This window comes from Streptomyces monashensis (genome assembly GCF_001866665.1).
Taxonomy (GTDB): domain Bacteria; phylum Actinomycetota; class Actinomycetes; order Streptomycetales; family Streptomycetaceae; genus Streptomyces; species Streptomyces monashensis.
Window position 1 is genome coordinate 40,185 of record NZ_MLYO01000004.1, and the last position, 18,039, is coordinate 58,223.

Annotated in this window: 18 protein-coding genes, 2 pseudogenes and 1 CRISPR repeat array; of the genes and pseudogenes, 10 read left to right on the forward strand and 10 right to left on the reverse strand. The window is 68.4% G+C overall.

The features are described from left to right. Position 1 precedes the first annotated feature (1 nt). A complete protein-coding gene (locus BIV23_RS00320) occupies positions 2-1,051 on the forward strand; it encodes a DNA polymerase Y family protein (RefSeq protein WP_245790251.1) in 1,050 nt (349 codons plus the stop codon). Between the two features lie 105 nt (positions 1,052-1,156). On the opposite strand, the gene BIV23_RS00325 is transcribed toward BIV23_RS00320, so the two are convergent. Beyond that, positions 1,157-1,528, reverse strand: a complete 372-nt coding sequence (locus BIV23_RS00325) for a nucleic acid-binding protein (protein WP_071378638.1) — start codon at positions 1,526-1,528, stop codon at positions 1,157-1,159. Between the two features lie 151 nt (positions 1,529-1,679). Here BIV23_RS00325 and BIV23_RS00330 point away from each other — a divergent pair, with 151 nt between their 5' ends. The 3 genes from BIV23_RS00330 to BIV23_RS00340 are packed head-to-tail and all read left to right on the forward strand — an operon-like array spanning position 1,680 to position 5,772. After that, on the forward strand, positions 1,680-2,789 hold the full coding sequence (locus BIV23_RS00330; protein ID WP_245790253.1) for a tyrosine-type recombinase/integrase: 1,110 nt from the start codon (positions 1,680-1,682) through the stop codon (positions 2,787-2,789). A 59-nt stretch (positions 2,790-2,848) separates the two neighbouring features. Further along, a complete protein-coding gene (locus BIV23_RS51055; RefSeq protein WP_071378640.1) occupies positions 2,849-5,260 on the forward strand; it encodes a tyrosine-type recombinase/integrase in 2,412 nt (803 codons plus the stop codon). Then, the gene (locus BIV23_RS00340) at positions 5,257-5,772 is read left to right on the forward strand and encodes a DUF6262 family protein (RefSeq protein WP_079172828.1); all 516 of its coding nucleotides are present in this window, start codon (positions 5,257-5,259) and stop codon (positions 5,770-5,772) included. The genes BIV23_RS51055 and BIV23_RS00340 overlap by 4 nt, the downstream gene beginning before the upstream one ends. 42 nt (positions 5,773-5,814) lie before the next feature. Here BIV23_RS00340 and BIV23_RS00345 read toward each other — a convergent pair whose 3' ends face one another. The 4 genes from BIV23_RS00345 to BIV23_RS00360 form a co-directional block, all read right to left on the reverse strand. Continuing rightward, positions 5,815-6,744, reverse strand: a complete 930-nt coding sequence (locus BIV23_RS00345; RefSeq protein ID WP_071378641.1) for a terpene synthase family protein — start codon at positions 6,742-6,744, stop codon at positions 5,815-5,817. Positions 6,745-6,816: 72 nt separating this feature from the next. Next, entirely contained in the window at positions 6,817-7,875 is a 1,059-nt protein-coding gene (locus tag BIV23_RS00350) for a polyprenyl synthetase family protein (protein ID WP_071378642.1), read from the reverse strand. Between the two features lie 442 nt (positions 7,876-8,317). After that, positions 8,318-8,614 (reverse strand): hypothetical protein, encoded by a 297-nt coding sequence (locus BIV23_RS00355; RefSeq protein ID WP_071378643.1) that lies wholly within the window; start codon positions 8,612-8,614, stop codon positions 8,318-8,320. Beyond that, on the reverse strand, positions 8,611-8,808 hold the full coding sequence (locus BIV23_RS00360) for a toxin-antitoxin system HicB family antitoxin (RefSeq protein WP_245790255.1): 198 nt from the start codon (positions 8,806-8,808) through the stop codon (positions 8,611-8,613). The genes BIV23_RS00355 and BIV23_RS00360 overlap by 4 nt, the downstream gene beginning before the upstream one ends. 406 nt (positions 8,809-9,214) lie before the next feature. Between BIV23_RS00360 and BIV23_RS00365 the strand changes: the two genes are divergently transcribed. The 5 genes from BIV23_RS00365 to BIV23_RS00385 all read left to right on the forward strand — a co-directional run bounded on the left by BIV23_RS00365 (position 9,215) and on the right by BIV23_RS00385 (position 12,239). After that, positions 9,215-10,501 (forward strand): hypothetical protein, encoded by a 1,287-nt coding sequence (locus tag BIV23_RS00365; RefSeq protein ID WP_071378644.1) that lies wholly within the window; start codon positions 9,215-9,217, stop codon positions 10,499-10,501. 91 nt (positions 10,502-10,592) lie between these two features. Then, positions 10,593-11,294 (forward strand): hypothetical protein, encoded by a 702-nt coding sequence (locus BIV23_RS00370; protein ID WP_071378645.1) that lies wholly within the window; start codon positions 10,593-10,595, stop codon positions 11,292-11,294. 107 nt (positions 11,295-11,401) lie between these two features. Beyond that, on the forward strand, positions 11,402-11,665 hold the full coding sequence (locus tag BIV23_RS00375; protein ID WP_071378646.1) for a hypothetical protein: 264 nt from the start codon (positions 11,402-11,404) through the stop codon (positions 11,663-11,665). Further along, the gene (locus BIV23_RS00380; protein ID WP_079172829.1) at positions 11,662-12,039 is read left to right on the forward strand and encodes a PIN domain-containing protein; all 378 of its coding nucleotides are present in this window, start codon (positions 11,662-11,664) and stop codon (positions 12,037-12,039) included. Before BIV23_RS00375 ends, BIV23_RS00380 begins: the two co-directional genes overlap by 4 nt. Further along, a complete protein-coding gene (locus tag BIV23_RS00385) occupies positions 12,036-12,239 on the forward strand; it encodes a hypothetical protein (protein ID WP_071378647.1) in 204 nt (67 codons plus the stop codon). Before BIV23_RS00380 ends, BIV23_RS00385 begins: the two co-directional genes overlap by 4 nt. A gap of 470 nt (positions 12,240-12,709) precedes the next feature. On the opposite strand, the gene BIV23_RS00390 is transcribed toward BIV23_RS00385, so the two are convergent. Continuing rightward, positions 12,710-13,561 (reverse strand): methyltransferase domain-containing protein, encoded by an 852-nt coding sequence (locus tag BIV23_RS00390; RefSeq protein ID WP_071378648.1) that lies wholly within the window; start codon positions 13,559-13,561, stop codon positions 12,710-12,712. A gap of 263 nt (positions 13,562-13,824) precedes the next feature. Next, positions 13,825-14,855, reverse strand: a pseudogene (locus tag BIV23_RS45365) (IS5 family transposase). 69 nt (positions 14,856-14,924) lie between these two features. Here BIV23_RS45365 and BIV23_RS00405 point away from each other — a divergent pair. Next, positions 14,925-15,545, forward strand: a pseudogene (locus BIV23_RS00405) (LLM class flavin-dependent oxidoreductase); the annotation flags it as partial. A 117-nt stretch (positions 15,546-15,662) separates the two neighbouring features. After that, positions 15,663-15,995: a CRISPR direct-repeat array (repeat unit 28 nt; unit sequence GTCGTCCCCGCACCCGCGGGGGTAGCTC). 528 nt (positions 15,996-16,523) lie between these two features. Here the strand turns inward: BIV23_RS00405 and BIV23_RS00410 are convergent. From BIV23_RS00410 to BIV23_RS00420, 3 genes are all read right to left on the reverse strand, one after another. Next, entirely contained in the window at positions 16,524-16,907 is a 384-nt protein-coding gene (locus BIV23_RS00410) for a toxin Doc (RefSeq protein ID WP_071378650.1), read from the reverse strand. Positions 16,908-16,910: 3 nt separating this feature from the next. Next, entirely contained in the window at positions 16,911-17,147 is a 237-nt protein-coding gene (locus tag BIV23_RS00415; protein WP_071378651.1) for an antitoxin MazE7, read from the reverse strand. Positions 17,148-17,515: 368 nt separating this feature from the next. Further along, a complete protein-coding gene (locus BIV23_RS00420; RefSeq protein ID WP_071378652.1) occupies positions 17,516-18,010 on the reverse strand; it encodes a hypothetical protein in 495 nt (164 codons plus the stop codon). Positions 18,011-18,039: the final 29 nt, after the last annotated feature.

Consider the following 18,039-nt stretch of genomic DNA (forward strand, 5'->3'; position numbering starts at 1 on the left):
CGTGGGCGAGGGACGTCAGATCCTCCACATCCGGTTTGCTCTTGCACCCGAGCACAACCCGGATCTCCTTCAGCAACTGCGCCGTCTCCTGGAAGACTTCACACCGCGCGTGCAGATGCTGGAGCCGGACAGTGCTGTCGCGGACCTGTCCGGAGCGATCCGGTTCTGGCACCGGGACGCCCGGGGCGTCACCGAACTCATTCAGCTGCGGGCCCTGGCGTACTACGAGCTGCGCAGCTCGGCCTCGGCCGCGCCCAACCGGCTGCTCGCCGCCATGGCCGCCGCCCTCACCCCGCCCGGCCGCCGCACCGTCATCGAGGACTCACCCGAGGCGATCGACGCGTTCCTGCGGCCACGCCCCGTCCGCGAGCTGCCCGGCATCGGCACCCGAACCGCCGCCGCACTCGCCGAATACGGCCTGCACACCATCGGCGACGTCGCCGACGTCCCCCAGCTCACGCTGCAGCGCCTCCTCGGTGCCCGCGCCGGCCGCACCCTCCACGAGCAGGCCCACGGCCGCGACACCCAGATCGTCGACCGCACCCCGGCACCGGCGAGCATCAGCGCCGAACATCACTTCCCGCATGACGAACTCGGCCCTGCCGAGCACCGGCGCACCCTGCTTGCCCTCGCCGACGACCTCGGCGCCCGCCTGCGCACCAGCGGACAGATCACCCAAGGGCTGACCTGCACCATCCGCTACGCCGACCAGAGCACCACCCGCCGAAGCCGCACCCTGCCCGAGGCAACCCAGCACACCCTGCCCCTGGCCCGCGCTGCGTACGCGGTGTACGAGTCCCTCGGACTACAACGCGCCCGGGTACGCCACATCAGCCTGCGCGCCGACGCCCTCCTACCCGCAGCCAAAGCCACCCGCCAGCTCACCCTCGACAGCAACGACGACAAACCCTTCGCAATCGAAGCCGTCGCCGACCGAGCCCGCGCCCGCTTCGGACATGGCGTGCTCTACCCGGCATCCCTCGCGATCGCAGCAGGAACTCGATCGGCCCGAGCACAGGGCCGCGGTCGCACTGGCGCGCGCTGGATTTGAGGCAACCAGTAATCTTCGACCGGGAATTCGGCAGATCGATCCAGGGGGACTGACCGTCGGCCAGGACGACCGTGGTGGCCAGTAGCTCGGGACGGTCCGCCACGGCTACAGGGACTCCTGGCCCTCACCGTCCCCGCGGCGGACATGCTTGAGCTGGGACCGGGCATCGGGCAGGTCGGTCGAAGCCACGTCGTCCCAGAACGCATGCGTGACGATCGAGGCGGCGAGAGTGCGCTCCCGCTCCCGCAGCCCCACGACCTCCGTCTGCTCCTGCTCTGACCAGCCCGGCGAATCCGGGTAGGACTTCGGTGCGTTCTGCCAGTAGCCGTCGGGGCGCTGCCAGGCCTCCATCGGCTCGACGGAGTACGGCAGATTCTTGATCAGGTCTGCGAGGTCAGCTCGCACCTGCGTGAGGTCCTGCTGGGCGACGAGGAGATCGTCGGGTTCTCTGGGGTTTTGGTAGCTGTGGTGTGACATTGCGCCTCTTGCTGTCGTTTGGTGTATTACGACGGTTCTTCGGGGGTGTGGCTCTTGTAGTGGATCGTTGCGATCGACATACAGAGCATGGGAACGAATGTACGAAACATTTCTCGTCTTGATGCCGTCGGGGACCCGGTACTGGACCGTGGTGGACGACGAGCTGGAAGTCGTCGAGCAGGCGGACCGCTTCCTGAGGGAGGTACGCCTGGCCCGGGGCCGGGCAGAGACGACAACGAAGGCGTACGCCGAGGCGGTGTCCTTGTTCCTGCGCTGGTGCGCGGGCACAGGGCGGGACTGGTCGACAGCGGCCCGGGACATGGGGCTGTTCATGGTGTGGCTGCGGTGGGCGCCGGGCAACGGTGGCCAGCGCCAGGCCGTGGTACCGGGGCCGGGAGGAACGCCGGTCCGCGGGGATGCGCGAATCAACAAGGTGCTGACCGCGGTACGGATGTTCCTGCTTCACGCGGTGGTCAACAAGGCCGCACCAGCCTGGGTCCTTGAGCAGCTCTACGAGCTGGGGGATGACCGTGACCTGCCGGCGGAGGCACGGGGCGAGAGCGGTGGGATGCGGTATCGGCTGCGGGCCCGTCACCGGCTGCAGGAGCCGGAGACGGAAGTGGACCGGGCCAGTGACGAGGAGGTCGTGGCGATGCTGCGGGCCTGTCGGTCAGCCCGGGACAGGTTGATCGTGCTGCTGCTGTCGCGGGTGGGGTTGCGACCGGGACAGGTCGCAGGGCTGCACCGCTGTGATGTCCACCTGCTGATGGATTCGCGCTCGCTGGGGTGCGATGTCGAGGGGGCCCATCTGCACGTGATCCGGCGGCAGAACGTGAATGGCGCCTGGTCGAAGTCGAGGAAGTCGTGGGTGATGCCGGTGGACTTCCTGGTGGTGCAGGCCGCCGACCAGTACGCGGTGGAGCGTTACGAGATCCTCGGGGAGGGCGGAAGCGACTTCTTGCTGGTCAACCTCTTCCGCCCGCCCTATGGCTCGCCGGTGACCACCGGCGCGATCGGAGAGCTGTGCGAGTCGCTGTCGGGACGGGCGAGGCTGGGCCGCCGGGTCGGGCCGCGGATGTGCCGGCATGCGATGGCCAGCAACGTCGTGGATGCCGGCGGCACGCTGGATGAGGTTCAGGCCCTGCTGGGCCAGAAGAACCCGGCCTCACCCCGTCCCTACCTGCATCCGGACCGAGCTCGCCTGCGCGCGGCCGTTGAGCGCGTGGCTTCGCCCCGCCTGATTGAGGGGGAGACCCGGTGAATGTGGCGGTCGCAACGCCCCAACGCGGGGCAGGGGAAGACACGGTCACCACAGGGCTCATGGGCGCCGTCCAACCGGAGTTCCTGCAGCTGCTCAGCTGGGATCCTCACGTCCGGGTCTTGGTGCTGCCTCGCTCGCACCCGCAGTTCAGCGGTGAGGATTGCCTGGTGGCCGGCTGCGACAAGATGTCCTACTACGCCCACCAGAAGGGAATGTGCACCGGTTGCACCGAGCGGTGGAAGAAGAGCGGCCTGCCCTTCGACGAGTTCGTCACCATCCAGCGCCCCGGCCGGATGGTCGGGTTCTTTCCTTGCCAGGTCGCGCACTGCGAACGGCCGGGCAGACGCGCGACGCTCCTGTGCTCGGCGCATGACTACCAGAGGCGCAACGTCTACGGGCTCCCGCTGGAGGACTTCCTCGCTCACCCCGAGGTGCAACCGCTGCCAGCCCTGGGGCCTTGCCAGGTCGCTGCCTGTGACCGGCAAGGCGAGACCAGGGACGGGTACTGCACGCCCCACGCCGACCAATGCCGTGACCTCCGTCAACTAGGCGTCTTGGAGGACGAGGATCTTTGGCGGCTGACCACCCCGGCCATCGCGGAGTCCCGCAAGGTCAGCCTGCGCGGACTGCCCGACCGTGTGGTCGCCGAGATCATCTATGGCCTCCAGGAACGGATCGCCCAGGGACTCCTGCACAAGGACTACCTGCTGCGCAATTTGTCCAACAACGCCCGTGCTCAGCAAGTCACTTCACTCGACGAGCTCGACCTGGACGTCCTCACCCGCACCGACAGCACGCAGGCCAGGGGCTTCCTCAAGCACATCCGCCGCTTCGGCCTGAGCCCGGAGACCGAACGCCACAAGGACGTCTGGGACGCGAGCGCCTTCGGCCTCGGCGGCACCTTCTCCTTCACCGGGATCACCCAGCCCTGGCTGAGGGAAGGAGCCAAGGCCTGGGCCCTCGACGACATCCCCCGACGTCGCGGAAAGAGTGGCAAAACCGCCGTCCAACGCACCCTGAAGTCCCTGAGCCGCTTCTCCAAGAGCCTGCACCTGAGCCGGGATGACCACGGCGTCGACCTGCCCCAGCTCGGCCGCGTCGACATCACGGCCTTCCTGGTCCGGCTGAGCTTCCTCAACCAACGCGGCGACATCTCCGCCTGCACGCAGTACATGACCGTCCGCGACACCAGACGCGTGCTGACCCGGCTCCGGACCCTGGGCCTGACCAAGCCCGGCCAGCCCCTGCACGGCCTGGCGGACGACTTCGCCCTCCGCCAGGAGGACATCCCCGACGACCCCGAGGACTCCGAAGCCGGCCGTGACCTGCCTCCGGAAGTCATGCGGCAGCTCTGCGCCAACCTCGACTCCCTTGAGACCGTCAGCTTCACAGACGTCCGCACGACCATCGAGCTGATCATCGACACCGGCAGGCGCCCCAACGAGATCTGCAAACTGCCATGGCAGTGCCTCGACCGGGAAAGCGACGGCAGTCCCGTCCTCGTCTACGACAACACCAAGAACCTTCGGCACGCTCGCCGACTACCGATCCCCGGCGCGACCGCCGCACTCATCATCAAGCAGCAACAACGCGCCCGCGCCCGCTTCCCCAGCACCCCGACCGACAAGCTCAAACTCTTCCCCGCGACCCTGGCCAACCCCCACGGCACGAAGGCGACAACCTACGAGTGGGTATCGGCAAAGCACCGGGCCTGGGTGAAAGGACTGCCCGAGTTCCTCGTCCCCACCGTGATCGTCGAAGACGGCAACCGGGTCACCAAGATGCTGCCCTTCGACAAGAACAAGATCTACCCCTACGCCTACCGGCACACCTACGCACAACGGCATGCCGACGCCGGGGTCCCCCAGGACGTTCTCCAGTCGTTGATGGATCACCGCGAAGCCAGCACCACACAGCGGTACTACCGCGTCGGCGAGAAACGCCGCCGCGAAGCTGTCGAGCGGGTCACCACCATGCAGTTCGACCGGCACGGCACACGCATCTGGCGCCAGGCCAAAACCCTGCTCGACTCCGAACACGCCCGCCGCGCCATCGGTTCCGTCCAAGTCCCCTACGGCACCTGCACTGAACCCTCCAACGTCGCGGCCGGCGGCCACGACTGCCCCGTGCGCTTCCGCTGCGTGGGCTGCGGACACTTCCGCACCGACGTCTCCTACCTCCCCGACCTTGAGGCATACCTGGCCGACCTGCTGCGCAACCGTGAACGTCTGGCCGCCTTCGCCAACGCCGACCCCTGGGCCAAGGCCGAGGCCACACCATCGGACGACGAGATTGCCCGTGTACGCCGCCTGGTTCAGCGGGTGCGCCAGGACCTCGACGACCTCACCGACGAGGACCGCGCCCAGATTCGCGAGGCAGTCACACTGGTCCGCCGCAGCCGCGGCGTGTCCCTCGGCATGCCACGCGTCCGCCAGCCCCTGCCCGACCTTCGCCCGGAGAGAACCGGATGACCAGCATGACCGACGGACGGCGGGCCGACTCGGCCCGCCGCCGCGAACGCGTTCTCAAAGCCCTCGATGTCCTGCTCCGAAGCGACCAGGACATCACGGTCTCCGGCCTGGCCCGTGCGGCACGAGTGGACCGCACCTACCTCTACCGGCACCGCGACCTCCTCGAACGCGTCCACGCCGCCGCAGCCGCCCCACCAGAAGAAGGCCGGATCGCGGCCGTCAGCCGCGCCTCGCTGCGGACAGACCTGACCAACGCGCTGGAGCGAAACAGACGGCTGACAGTCCGGGTCCGGCAGTTGGAAAAGCGTCTGTCCGAGAGCCTCGGTGAAACCGCATGGCAGGAATCCGGCCTTGGCGCATCCGCCGACATCGACCAGCTTCAACGCCGCATCACGTTGCTCGAACAAGACCTGGCCGACATAAGAGGCCAGCTCGATGAGCGGACCGAGGAACTCGATGCCGCGCGGGCGGCTAACCGGGAACTGACCCGGGCACTGAACCAAGCCCGATGACGCCATCTGCGGCAGAGCATCGAGTTGCGAATGATCTTCTCGTCAAGGGCTGGTGTCCTTGAGGGTGTAGCGGGCCGAGCGGGTGGTCCAGTTTCCGGCTCCCGCGGTGACGTTGTTCAGTCCCTCTATGAATCGGCGCACGTCTTGCCTGCGGCCCAGTGGCGTGGCCTTGAGTTGGTCGACCCGGCGCTCAAACTCGTTCATGCTCTGCTCGAACTGGTGCCGGACGGTGTCGGCGGCTTCTTGAAGGGTGCAGTGCCGTGCGCGGGCGATGACGATCACGAGATTTTCGTCGGGTTCCCCGTCTGCCATCTCCTTCTTGAGGGAGAGGTAGTCGTGCCAGAGCAGAACACGGTCGTTGTCGGCCCGCTTGAGGGCTTGGAGGGCGGGGTCATCGAGCACGTCCTCCAGGTCGATACCCGCGCTGATCTCCACCATGATCTGGTCGATGTACTGGCCGAGCTGCACCGCACGGGCTGCCAGATAGTCGTCCACGCTGGTGAACGGGCCGTGCTCGCAGAGATGAGCGTCGTAGGCGATACAGCCACGAACGAAGTCCGCCACCTCATGGCGGAACCGGTGGAGTTGGCGGGGTGGAACATGCTCGGCGAAGCCTCGCCAGATGTCGGCGAGGATGGGACCCCAGCGTGTCTCGATGGGCAGCCGGTCAGGGGATAGGACATCGGTCAGACTGGCCTGCATGAGCGGCGTGGATGCGCCGTATCGTCGTCCGTCCCATTCGTCGTCGCGCTCGATGAGTGCCGCGCTTATCGCGGTGATGTTCCACAGACACTGCCGATCTGAGGCGGGCCAGGCCGCGGCCGCGAGATACGGGTAGTCCTTGGCCCTGATCTTGCGCTGCCGACGGTCGTCGAACAGGCCGTAGGAGAAAAACCAGTCGTAGAAGTCCTCGGGCTCGGGCCGGTAATGGGGGCTGAGCTTGACCGGGTAGCGAAAGTCCAGTGCCGACATTCTGGGCATCGGGGTTCGGCCGGGTAGGGACGGCTCCATGGTTATCTCCTTCACAGTGTGGCCAGGCCGGCGTCATGCCGCTCTCGCGGTCGCCGTCGTGGCGAGTTCACGCAGGGCCGTGGCGACGGCGGGTGGGAGTCCCGCACGAGCGAGGGCCTGTTCGGCCTGTGTGCGGCGCGCGGTGATCATGCTCTCGACCGTGTCGCGGGCACCCGTGGCGATGAGGATGCTGCGGATGATCAAGGCGCCTTCCAGGTTCATGTCCGGGTCACTGAGGAGGGCGTTCATCTGGTGCTGCTGGGCGGGGGTGGCGTGCCGCCAGGCCAGTGCCAGCAGCGCGGTGTGTTTGCCCTGCCGGATGTCATCCAGAGCGGGCTTGCCGGTGATCTCTGGGGCGCCGAAGGCTCCCAGCAGGTCGTCCCGCAGTTGGAACGCCTCCCCGACGGGCAGGGCGTACGCGCTCAAGTCCGCGCGTAGCCGGGCGCTGCCGGCGGCCAGGGCCGCTCCGATGTGCAGGGGGCGCTCGACCGAGTACTTCGCGGTCTTGTACCGCGCGATCGCCATGGCCAGCTCCAGATCACCGGTCGGGAGCCCAGCGGCTGTCAGGTCGAGGTACTGGCCGTACATCACCTCGGTGCGCATCGCATCCAGCAGCGGCAGCACGTCGGCCAGCTGGGCATCGCTGAGTCCCGCGGTGTGCAGGAGTTCATCGGACCAGGCCAGCGCCAGGTCGCCGATGAGAACCGCTGCCCCGGCCCCCAGTCGGTCCGCAGCATGTGCGCCGTGCCGCGCCGTGTACCGGGCTGCCAGCGCCTGATGGACGGTCGGCTGCCCGCGGCGGATATCCGATCCGTCCATGATGTCGTCGTGGATCAGCGCGAACGTATGAAACATCTCCAGCGACGCGGCGGTGGCCAGGACGGGGGCTGGGGGGCTGCCCTGCCCTCCTGCGGCGTGCCAGCCCAGGACACATAGCAGAGGGCGGATACGTTTCCCTCCGGCGAAAAGGAAGTCCCTGAGGGCGCCGGTGACTTCGTCAGGCCAGCGGCAGGCGGCTGCGGTACGGGCCTTGGCCGCCAGAAAGTCGTTCAGAACGGTGTCGGTGCGAGCGCGTAAGTCGGCCAGCTCCATGCCCTTTGCCTCCGGACATCCAAGGCGGCTGCCACAGACCCCCCTGCAAGGGAGACCGGGCCCGAACCGATGATTCCCGCATTGGTACACGGTTGAACTAGCGGCTGGATCTCAACGGTGCATTCCCGTGGCGCCGCGCAGGCCGGTGGTACCTGCCACGCGCCCCAGATCACTAAGTTGCCATCGGCGACACTTCAGCCAGCGCTAGCACCACAGCTGTTGCGCTAGCTAGAGTTCAACTGCGAGTGGCTGAGCTGCACAAACCCGAGGTGCACACCACTACGACAGCCTCGCTCCCCCAGAGAAGTCGGGGTAGTCATACGTTGCCACGACTCCCACATTAGTTCGACCCGCCGACAAGACCTCCGGCACTGTGCCTCTGCCGCGTGGCGGACGGATCCCAGGGCCCAGCCGCCCGGGAGCAGGTGCACCGTGGGTGGGTCTACAGGTCGAGAACTGCGCGTAGAGCCTGGTCCACCCGGGTCATCGCGGAAGGGACGACCTCGCCGAGGAGTTTCGCGCCGTCGAAGCGGCCGGCTCTGAGCTGTTGGAGGTTGACGGCGACCGCCGTGCAGGGAAGCGGGTCATCGATCACCACGGACATGGCCGTGTCGGGGTAGCGGCCCGAGGGGTGCAATACGATCGCGAGCACCGCCCCGTAGGCCTCTTCCAGACCGGTCAGGGAGACGACCAGGACGGCGCGGCCGTCGGCAAGAGTCCAGATCTCGCCGCGCCTCACAGCGTGTCGCCCTCGCCCGCCAGGTCGTCGCCGAGACCGAGCGCGGCGAGCTGGTGCGCGGCGTCGAGGGTGGCGGCCCGGCGTGCGGCGCGCACGACGTACGCGTTCACGCTCAGGCCGGCCTCCGAGGCGGCGGCCTTGATCGAGGGGGCGAGATCGTCGGGGATCCGCAGGGTCATCGTGGTGACAGACATGGACCCAGAATAGACACCGCTTTATGGTGGCGTACATCGGTTGCGAGGTGAGCACGCGCTGTGGTAGCCCACGGTCGTCACCCGGCCGGATGCCCTGAGACAGGACTCACCGGACCGGTACACGTGCCAGCCGCCGAGCGGGCGGTGGAGGCGGGACCACCGGACTCCTGCCCGCCGCCCTTGCCGTGGCCCAGCAGAACAAGCGAGCCGCCGCGCACGCCCAGGACACCGCCCAGCGCACCCTGGCGCCCCAACAGCGTGCGCGGTGCGCGCGGCAACGGATGCCGCACCAGCTGAGACCTGCGCCGGCGGGCATGATTCGTCTCGATTCCCCTTCCCGCTGAGCCGAGTTGGGCTTGGATGGGGCTGCGACCTCGTCAAATACACGAAGGAGAGGGGACCGGTGATGTTCAGGCACTCCGGGAAGACGGAGCTGTCGGCGAAGCGACTGCTGCGGAACGCGGTGGCCACCACACCGTCCCGGTTCCTGGGAGCGCGCCGCCGCCGCGGCTGGGTGCTGTACCGGTGGGACACGCAGTTCGGTGTAGTCATCCTCGCGTACACGGTGCCCGGCGAGGAAGGGACGACGTTCCCGAGCCATGCTCTACTGCGCGAGCTGGCCGAGGACGCCGTGGCCCTGGCCGTGGTCGAGCCCGACTACGGGCCTCCTGACGGGCCGAGCATCGAGGCGGTCGACGCCGACGGCCCGGACGAGTACTACGGCACCACCTGGCACCACCTGGAACGCGTGCTCGGCATGCCCGCCCCGTACTGGCACTTCAACCTGCGCGATCCCGAGCTGATGATGAACTGGGAGCCCGGCGCACCCACCCTGCACGTGCCGGCCGTCGTCACTCCGGACCCGGCACCGCTGATGCGCCTGGCGGCGGAAGAACCCGACGGCTCCCACGCCGCCGTAGCCGCCCTTGATGTTGCCCGCCTTGCACTGTGGGACAGTGCGCGGGCGGCATGCGAAGAGATCACCAAATACGTCGACGCCAGCGACAGTGTCGCGTCCATCGCGATCGCCGCTCGCCCCACGATGCCGCACCAGCCGCCATCCATCGCTGCAGAGATCCTCCGTGACGGCTGGCGCACCATCCTGTCCCGGACCGACGTCCTCGCTGCCCGCTGCGCGCGCCTGGGTGACGTCCTCGGAGCGAGCGGCTACTTCCCCGGGTCACGCAAGGTCACCGTGGATCCGTCGTCCTGCGCGCAGGCCGCACAGTGGGCGGCCCGCCTACGGCCCGGAACCCGCACCGCGCTCGCCACCTACCTCGGCGACGGCCAGGAACCCGACATCCTCGTCGACCCGGTCACCGACATGCCCGCCGCGCACACCAGCGAGGGGACGATCGAGACCGTCGCCCCCCACCGGCTGCCGGCGCACTCCGCGCTCGCCACCCTGACCATCGGCCACCGCGCGGTGTGGGTGACCACGAAGGACGGCACCGTCTTCCTGGCACCGCAGAGAACCGGCAGCTACACCTACGGCTACCAAGGCGGCGGCCCGATGGCCCTGGCCCAGCTCATCGACCTTCTCCTGAAGGACATCACCCACGCCGCGCCCGGATACGGTGACGCGCAACGGCCTCCGGCAGGCCTGGACCATGCCACCGAGGAGGGCTGGAAGGGACGCAGGGCGCCCTTCACCCTGACACGGGCGGAGCTTGAGGCACTGCGCGACGCATGAGCCGCGCGGGACGGGTTGCGATCGCCGGGCGAGCGTGGCGGCGCCGCAGCCGACCGACATCCGACATCGTCGCAAGGAGACGAGAACACTGATGGACTTCCCCGCGTTCACCGAGGCGGCGCCGCTGACCGCACTTGAGATCGAGGCGCTGCGATCCCTGTACACGACGCTTCAGGACTTGCGGCACGAGTACGAATCCGCACGCGCTCTCTCCCACCGTTTCTACCGGCTGGAGGAGACCGCGCAGGTGTACACCCACGGCCGGGCCCTGACCCACCACCCCGACGCCCTGCACCGGCTCGGCATCCTGTCTGACCGCTATGAGCGCGGGGTCGGGATGCTCGCCTGGCGGCACGCGAGTGCGGCGACGGTGCTCGGCATCAGCATCCTGGACCGGCTCGTGGGCGGCCGGCCCGCGATGACGGCGGCCGCGATCACAGCGCTGTGCGAGGAGCCGACCCTCGGCCGGCTGCGCGAAGCCTTGTCGATCCCGTGCACCGATCTGCTGGTCGCGCGTGAACCTGATTTCCGGGACCGGTACGAGGATGCCCGCCGCGGCCTGCTCCGCTCGGTGGAGGGCGTGGTCGAGAACGCCGCGCAGATCGGCGACGGCGTACCGGAAGACGCGGCTGAGCTGTGGGCCGGGCGGCTCAGCCAGTTCGACCGTCTGGACACGGACCCGCTGTATGACGGGATCCTCGGTCCGCTGCTGCCCTTCGCCGACCATTTCCCCAACGAGGTCGACTGGTACCTGCGGCAGTCCCGCAAGGGCGCACTGCCCCAGCCGATCTGAACGCGACAGTAGGGCAGCGGTCCGCGCCGACGCCCGGGTGACCGACGGCCGCAGTGCACCTGAAGCGACGCCCTGACACGCCACTCTACTGAAGGTAGAGTGGCTGTATGAGCGAGCGGGACACCAGCATCAAGACCACCAGGGACGTCCGTGACCGTCTCAAGGTCCTGGCCAGCGAGCACGGAACGTCCATGAGTGATTTCCTGGCGGAACTGGTGGCACGGGAGCTGACCGAGGACGAGAAGGAGCAGCGCGTCCAGCAGGCCCTGGAAGAGGTCCGGCAGGCGACGGGCGTGACCGTCTCCGACGAGGCACGCGTGAGGGCTCGCGCTTTCCTTCAGAACCTCGGACGGGAGCACCGCGCCGCGTGATCCGTGTCGTTCTTGATCACACGTGCATCCTGGCGCTCGCGGAAGGCGACGAGTTCCTCAACGGGCTGTACGTCGAGGCCAGCTACGGCTACGCCGAGATCGTGATCCCCGCCCTGTCCGCAACGGTCGCCGACCGGGACAATCCGGGCGCTGGCCAGCACGCCCTCGAACGCCGCTTCACGACCGCCAGCGACTACACCCGATCACACGCGCTGGTCGTCGGCGCGTGGCGCCACGTGGACTGGCGGGTGCTGCATCCTGCGTCGTCGGTGATCGTTGCCCGGCAGGCCGGGGAAGACGCCACCCTGCTGTCGATGGATCCCGACATGTATGCCGGCACCGGGGTCAGTCCGCTCAATCCGATGGGCTCATGACGGAGAAGGGCTGCCTGCTCAAGAAGGCGATCATGGATCACGAGACAGCGTCGGCACGTGAGCAGCAACGCGCGGCGTCCGAGATCGGCTCCCTCGCCGACGCCGTCGGCGTATCACGGGCCCGATCGATCACTGATCGTCTCGACACGATCGAGCGTGTTCTGTTCGCTGTCGCCCGTGCGCAGGGCATCGACCCGTAGCGCCTTCAGCAGACCGTCGGTCTGGACGTACAGCGCGGTGGTGGCAGCTGGTCGGGGCGAGATCATCCGCGGCGTCCTGGTCGTGGAGGAAGTCTGCCTGCCGACGGCCTCACAGGCAGCGGTGACGCCGCTCTGCCGTCCGTATGATGACGGCGTGACAACCCGCCGCACTCTTGGCGCCGGCCCGCACAGCACGCGCGTCCGCGCCATGCAGGCTGACCTGCTCGGCGTCCTGCCCGACGTCCGTCTCCCCGACCTGGAAGATCTGCGGGCCCGTGGGGTGCTCGGCACCAGTCCGGCGCTAGGGCCTGTTCAGAGTCGTGATCATGTAGCAGGCCGGAGGCTGCGCCCCGTTGATGATGCGACGGTGGTCGGCGAACGGGCGCCCTGCCTTCCCGACGTTGTGGGGAAGACAGAGCGCCAGGCGTGCCCACTACTCGTCGGTCACAGGCGCAGGCGCCCGCTCGTGGTCACCGAGGCTCGTAGGCGGTGGCCAGCACAGAGACCGTGACCCAGTTGGGCAGGAGGCCGTCATCGTTCAAGTCTTTACGGCTCAAGTGGCGTGCGCTCGGCGTCATCCCCACCAAGTCCAGGGCCTCCAGCCCGACCAGGGCCATCGGGTACTCCACCCGTTCGGTAACGACGGCCTCGAAGCGGGGGTCCATCGCCCGGTGCAGGCGCTGTTCCTTGGCCGGGTCGATGGTGACCATCGCGGGTATCCGGCCGCGCAGTTCGGCCAGGTGCCGCTCAGTAGGACGGACCACGATCAGCCGGCCGCCCGGGCGGAGCACTCGGTGAAACTCAGTTGGATTGCGCGGGGCGAACACGTCCAACACCACGTCGGCCACCTCGTCAGCCACCGGGAAGGGACGGAAGACATCCCAGGTCGCCGCGGCGGCTCGTTCATGGGCTCGGGCTGCCAAGCGCAGCGCGCGCACCGACGTATCCAGGCCCAGACCTCGGGCACCGGGAAACTGGTCGAGAACGCCGGCCAGGTAGTAGCCCGTGCCGCACCCGACGTCCACGACCGTGCCCCGCTCAGGCAGGGAGTCGGCCGCCAGGCGGGCCACGGCCTGGCGGATGGGAGCGTACCTGCCGGTGGTCAGGAAGCGGTCCCGAGCCCGGACCATGGCCGCGTCGTCGCCGCTGGTGGCGCGGGTGCCCGTCAGGAGGCTGGCGTAGCCGTGGCGGGCGATATCGAAGGTATGGCCCGCCGCACAGCGCAGTACGCCGCTATCGGGGTGCAGGCGGCGCGTGCGGCACGTCGGGCAGCGCAGCAGGTCGAGGGACAGTTCGAGGGCAGAGGGAAGCAACACGGGCACGAGGAACTCCTGGCACGGGTGAAGGGAAGAGACCGTGCCTGCACGCGCACACAGAAGGTCACTGCCTCAGGAAGGAACGGGCAGTGCCAGGAAGGTGGTTCGCGCAGCAGGCACACCAAGGAGGGCGACGCCGTCCGACATCGCCCTCAACGCCTTCCGATCACAGGAAGCAGCAGTGCGGGGTGCTCATGAATGCCACGCCATAAGTCTACGAGCCTCGCCGCCGAAGTTGAGAGACACGGCCGGCCTGCTCAGAATCGTGATCATGTAGTGGGCCGGAGGCTGCGCAGCCAGATGACCGCGCCGCGCAGCTGAAGCCCCGCCATGTAGCTATCCGGCCTCTTGTCGAAGCGCGTGGCCAGCCCCCTCCAGTCCTTGATCTTGTTGATGCACCGCTCCACGGTGTTGCGTTCCCTGTACGACTCGGCGTCGTGGGCGACCGGGCGTCCGCCCCTGGTGCCCTTCTTCTTCCGGTTGGCCGCCTGGTCCGCCTTCTCCGGGATCACCGCCTTGATCTTCCGACTGCGCAGGTGGGCGCGGTTGGCTCGGGAGGAGTAAGCCTTGTCGCCGGCCACCGCGTCGGGCCGGGTGCGCGGACGTCCGACCGGCCCGCGCACCCGCACCCCGGCCAGCACGGCGGAAAACTGCGGGCTGTCGGCGGCCTGCCCGGGGGTAAGCACAAACGACAGCGGACGGCAGCGTCGGTCGGCCGACAGGTGAACCTTGGTGGTCAGGCCGCCGCGGGAGCGGCCCAGGGACGCCGCCTTCAACCGCGCCCGGCGCCGGCGCCGCTGCCGGCGGCTCTCCACACGCTCTGGATCGGGCTCGGCCTCCTGGGCCGGGGGGATCTCCTCGGCTTCGGCTGCGGCCTGCCGCTTGCGTTGCTTTCGTGCCTTTCGCGTGCCCCCTTTTCGGCCTCGGCGGCCTTCTCCAGGGCGGCAAGAACCTCCTCGTCCACGACCATGCCGACTGCGTCGTGGTGGGCGCGGGCGGTGGTGGAGTCCACGCTGACCAGGGACAGGTCCACCTGCCCGCGGCGGGCCGCCTCGGCGATCACGGCCTCCATCACGGCTGCGAAGACCCCGGCATCGCGCCACTGGGCAAACCGGTCGTAGACCGTGGACCAGGAGCCGAACGCCTCCGGCACGTCCCGCCACGGGCTGCCTGTACGGAACCGCCAGATGACCCCCTCCAACTGGTCCCGTAGGTGCTCCGGATAGGGACCGTACTGCCCGATCGGCAGGTGGGGTCTGATCAACTCCCAGTCATCGTCGCTCAGTTCACGTCGCAGCACACGAGAAGATCTACCAGTTCGATCATGGTTGCCCGAAGTGATCACCGGAACCGAGATCACGACTCTGAACAGACCCTAGCCCGCCAAGTGGCCGCCCTGGACCACCTCAGCGACGGCCGGGTCACCTTCGCCGCGGGCCTGGGCGGTCCGATCGACGACGAATACCGCAGCTTTGGCGACACCGCCGAGCCACACCTTCTCGCCGAGCGGCTGGACGAGGGACTGGAGCTCTTGCGGCGCTTCTGGTCCGGTGAGCCGGTGAACCACCACGGCCGGCACTACGAAGTCCGGGACGTGACGCTGCTGCCCGCCACCGTGCAGCGGCCCGGTCCGCCGGTGTGGATCGGCGGGTTCTGGCCGCGTCGCCTGCCCATGCGGCGGGCAGCGCGGTGGGACGGCGCGGTGCCGCTCTTCGAGACGGCCCGGCACGGGCATGTGCCCGATGTGGCGGAGGTACGGGACCTCGTCGGCTATGTACGCAAGCACCGCACGGCCGAGGCCGAGCGTCCCTTCGAAATCGTGCTCGGCGGTGCCACGCCCCCGGACGCAGCGAGGGCCAAGGACGTGATCGGTCCGCTGCAGGACGCCGGCGCCACCTGGTGGGACGAGCGACAGGTCCAGACCGGCCCCGACCTGGACCGCCTTACTCCGGTGCTGCGCCGCATCGAGGCGGGGCCGCCGGTGGTCTGATCAACCATTCGAGGTTGTGCCGGACGCGTCCAGCACCCCCCCTGGGGATTCGTGACCGCGAGGGCGGGGAATTACATGACGTTGATCATGCAGATCGTGGGGAAATGCGTGACCGCCGACACCCCCGCGCCCGCGGGGGTAGCTCGTCTTGGGCACACGCGGAGCGCGACCGTGCGGGGTCGTCCCCGCACCCGCGGGGGTAGCTCTGCTGACAGGGAATCAGGGAGGTTAGGATGCAAGTCGTCCCCGCACCCGCGGGGGTAGCTCATATCCGGGGACGAGAACGCCTTCCACCCACTCGTCGTCCCCGCACCCGCGGGGGTAGCTCCTGGATCGTGCAGGCAGGTCACCCGATGGCGATGTCGTCCCCGCACCCGCGGGGGTAGCTCCTGGATCGTGCAGGCAGGTCACCCGATGGCGATGTCGTTCCCGCACCCGCGGGGGTAGCTCGACTCAGCTTCTTGTGTGGGAGCACGTCTGTCTGTCGTCCCCGCACCGCGGGGGTAGCTCCTTAAGCGGCGCGCCTCGATGGTGATCGCAAGCGTCGTCCCCGCACCTGCGGGGATAGCTCCGCGACCTCCGGATCCCAGTAGGCGCAGACGTTGTCGTCCCCGCACCCGGGGTAGCTCGTGGGCGGCCACGTCGGCATACCCCTTCCCCTCGTCGTCCCCGCACCCGCGGGGTAGCTCCGGCATGTCGACGAACCAGGCCACCGCGAACGGGTCGTCCCCGCGCCCGCGGGGGTAGCTCGAGGCGGCAACCTCGCGGAGAGCAGATGGGCTCGTCGTCCGCGCACCCGCGGGGATAGCTCGTTCATCAAGCACGTTCCGTCCCCGCGCGTGCGGGGAACAGGGGTTCCGGCGCCTCTGCCCTGACGAGGAGATGGGGCCATCGCCCCACGCGCGAGGAGCGCAGTCTTGGGTAGCGCCGAGGCCCGCGCGTGGGCACAGGCCCCGTATGGGCAGATCGTCCCGACCTTCAGAGGTCACGCATTGACCGGAGGCGGGCGGCGATCTCGTAGGAGTTCATCTGCATCGTGCGAATGTCGGTGATCAGGTCGCGCCAGGCTTCGAACTTCGTGTTGATCTGCTCCCCGTGCATCCGCAGGTACGCCACCGCCAGGCCGTAGCCGTACAGTTCGTTCCTGGTCGGGAGAGGGCGCAGCAGGACGCACTCCTCCAACATCACCGCGGCCCGCCAGAAGGCGTCAGGGTGGTGCTGGTCGTGGCGGGGCGGGTCCACCTTGTGGCGGGCCGCCACGCCGACGAGGACAGAGAAGTCGTTGACTTCGACGTCGTCGGGAAGGATCTCTTCCTGGCGTTCCAGGAACCACCGGTAGTCGACGTAGTACTCGGCGGGCACCGGTCAGGCCGCCCGCGGGGTGCGCCGGACGGGTGGGCCACCGAACTCGGCATCGAAGGCGGACACTGTCGCCGGGTCACCGGTCACCTGCCGGAAGACCTCAGCACCCTCGGCGAGAGCACGCTCGTGCTTCTTCTCCTCGGCCAACGTCGCCAGGTAGTCCTCCAGGGGCATCCCCGCGTCGTCGGCCAGAGCCTGGAACGTGTCCCTGGTGCTGTCGTCGATCTCGATACCGGCCATGCTCTGAGTATGCCGCGCAGCGCCCAGTCCCGACCAGCGACTGACAAAAGTTGCTCTGAACTGCGCTTTTACTCTTCACTCTGGTCGTCCTGTGCGTGCGGGGAGCAGTGATCGGTCGTGCCCGGGTCACGGGGAAGGTGGGACCATCCCGGCTCGTGCGGGGGGTGGTGAGCCCCGGATTTACTCAACCCGACTGGGGAGCTGTGGTGGCCCACACGCACGTGGGTCACCACGATGGGGGCTCGCGATTGCGATTTTCGCCAGGATCGCTCTCGATCTCTATTCAGTTCAAAGAAGGACGAAGTGCCACAAGTGGGGCTCTCGAAGATCGTGTTGCGAACTCTTGGCGGTTGTGGGTCGAGCCGCTATCAGTCGCGGTCCTGATAACGGTAGTTGTAGTAGTCCTTGCCGCCCACCAGGACGGAGGTGACGAACCTCGGCAGGCCGTCGGCGTTCCGCTCGACTTCCTGTGAGGTCTGACGGGTGAAGCCCAGTGACACCCCGGGGATCACCGGGTACTCGGGCTGTGACCTGTCGATGGTCCAGCCGCGCTCGGCGGCACGCCGGAAGAGGTCCTCGGCAGGGGTGGTGAACACCTCGTCTCCCTCAAGCAGGACGCGCGTGGTGGACGTGCGGCCCTCGCCGGGCCACCACAGCTCGATCGCGGTGACCTGGGTGCCGCCCTCGGCCAGGGCCTGTACGCCGACGTGGTCGAGGGTCCAGGATGCCTTCGCTGAGTTCCGGCTCGGGCGCCTCAGTACCCGGGGCTCGCCCCAGTCGGGCACTGCGGCGAGTGCCTCGTCGAGCGTCATGCCCAGCTGGATCGGCGCGACTCCGCGCGGCGGGTCGAGTACCAGATCCATCGCTTCATCCCTCATTCGTTCACGACGTC